The organism is Virgibacillus sp. AGTR, assembly GCF_016919725.2.
Classification (GTDB): Bacteria; Bacillota; Bacilli; order Bacillales; family Amphibacillaceae; genus Virgibacillus; species Virgibacillus salarius.
In genome coordinates this window covers 1-2,032 of the sequence record NZ_JAJERH010000146.1, presented here as the reverse complement: position 1 = coordinate 2,032, position 2,032 = coordinate 1, and the positions used below count along the sequence as shown (strand labels likewise).

At 31.1% G+C, this 2,032-nt stretch carries 3 protein-coding genes; all 3 read right to left on the bottom strand.

Annotated features, from left to right (window positions below; translation table 11 throughout):
- Window positions 1-13: 13 nt before the first annotated feature.
- The 3 genes from JUJ52_RS22835 to JUJ52_RS22825 all read right to left on the bottom strand — a co-directional run bounded on the left by JUJ52_RS22835 (window position 14) and on the right by JUJ52_RS22825 (window position 1,994).
- Window positions 14-532 (bottom strand): hypothetical protein, encoded by a 519-nt coding sequence (locus JUJ52_RS22835; RefSeq protein WP_166531052.1) that lies wholly within the window; start codon window positions 530-532, stop codon window positions 14-16.
- A gap of 15 nt (window positions 533-547) precedes the next feature.
- Window positions 548-1,234, bottom strand: a complete 687-nt coding sequence (locus JUJ52_RS22830) for a hypothetical protein (protein ID WP_166531053.1) — start codon at window positions 1,232-1,234, stop codon at window positions 548-550.
- A 319-nt stretch (window positions 1,235-1,553) separates the two neighbouring features.
- On the bottom strand, window positions 1,554-1,994 hold the full coding sequence (locus JUJ52_RS22825) for a helix-turn-helix domain-containing protein (RefSeq protein WP_166531054.1): 441 nt from the start codon (window positions 1,992-1,994) through the stop codon (window positions 1,554-1,556).
- Window positions 1,995-2,032 lie beyond the last annotated feature (38 nt).

Genomic DNA, 2,032 nt, shown 5'->3' with positions numbered 1-2,032 from the left:
TTACTGTATTATTTTAATCAGTAAGTCTCTTTTTTATAGATTCTATTTGTTTAAGCTCATGCTTATATTTATTAAGCTTTAATTCTGTCAGCAATGTACCAAAAAAATGTTGTGAATTATTGAGGAGACTGTCTAGAAAAAATTTCTCATTAACCTTCAAAGAATTTTCATCTATCGTTATCTTTGTTTGTTGACCGATATCCTTTTTTATAATTACTTCAATCGGTTGACTAGGATAATAAAAAGTAGCCTCTCCATTGTCAAGATATTCTTCAATAGCATTCAAATAGTAGCAGTATAAAGAAGGTAGATCGTCAAAGATTGGTATATTACCAATTTCTTTATAATTCGATATAAAAACTATACTTCCTTCTACCATCAATAAACCACTTGCCACATACTTCTTCCTATTTTTTTCGATATTCTCAACCAAATTTTCGTTGTTATAACCACCAATATAAGAATCTGCGTTTTGAGATATATCATCTAGATCATATACTTCTTTCTTTAGATAGAAATTCTTAATTTCCACTAACACACCTTCTTTTTATTTAGGATAAAGTTGTTTTATGTGCCCTTTAGTTATTCCTAAAACATATTTAACACCGTTTACTGTCCCTTGTACTTGGAAAGTTGAATTGGTACCTTTTGATTTTAATGTATTTCTATTTTGTTTTGCAATGCTTATAGCAATATTTTTCACACCACTTACAGATAAATCTGGATTGTAAAAAGTTTGTTTCTTCTTAACTGTACCATTCCAATATTTCGGATGGTGTCTTTCTAACATATGTTTCATATCCGTTTTAGTCAATTTGAAGGTGTGACTACCAGTCTTATATGTTGCGGTTTTGAAAGTTTTCAAGGCATTAGTAACTTTTGACTTAGGAGCTTTCTTGAATATTTTAGAACCCCATTTTATTACATGTTTACCTCCGCTAAGTACTACTCTCGCTACAAGCCCCCAAAAAAAGGGTTGAATGACTGTTGAACCAGATTCAATTAGATAACTCTCTTCCCCATCTTCTGGATCATCAACAAATTTATCCCAATCAACTTCCTCGAGATCTGTAAACAATTCAGGATTCTCATTATATGTAACTGAATTATCTTCTTCAATGATATCTACCCAATTTTCAACTCCCTCCTTAGCAAATGAAATTGATGGTAAAAGGAATGAAAATAGTAAAACAAATGAAACAAAAGCGCTGAAAAAAATAAAACTTCTTTTCATAGTTAGTATCTCTCCCAATAATATATTTTATGAATTTAGAAAAATAACAATTCGTAACTCTAATACTAGCTTTTGCTTATTTGTAAGTAAATACATTTATTGAATAAATTGTTACAGAAAATGTAATATTTTTACTAATTATTAAATACAAATAATTTTTATCTTGTATAACCAACACAAAACAGATCTATCTTTTCATGTTTAATATAGAAATTTAAGTAAAAACCCCCACTAAAATAAATTTAATGAGGGTTTTTATCCGACAGGATTATTTAATACTATATGTCACGTGATTGACCTCGCCGACCTCCCTTCCAGTTTACACACAGCGTTTTTGTTCTGGCAACAAGTCGGACATATCGGACATTTGAGACATTCGCGACACAATTCTATTCCTAATTCGCTGTATATGTCTTGTAGTTAATCCCATATGATTACTTATTGCTCTTACACTCATTCCATCTAATAAGCACTCTAATACCGCTAGTTCTCTCTCATCGGTAATTACTGGTATCCTTTCTTGAATAAATGAGACCTTCTTTTCCAGTCGATTAATCCATGTATATTTTTTATCCCTACGAATAACCTCACGAGCAACCGGATCACTTGTGTTCTCCTCTGGCTTAGGCATAGCAGACTCAATACCAGATTGAGCTACTAAGCTTGTTCCTGCATCTTCTAATATTTTACGTTGTCTCTTTATTTCTTTGACCATCCAATTATAATCCTTCAAAGCGTTTTTAATTTCTTGTTTATTCATATCTGAGCCCCCACTCATGAATTATGATTTAATAGAAA

Coding starts and splice junctions, on each gene's coding strand:
- JUJ52_RS22825 (WP_166531054.1), bottom strand. CDS start 1,994: ATGAATAAACAAGAAATTAAAAACGCTTTGAAGGATTATAATTGGATG.
- JUJ52_RS22830 (WP_166531053.1), bottom strand. CDS start 1,234: ATGAAAAGAAGTTTTATTTTTTTCAGCGCTTTTGTTTCATTTGTTTTA.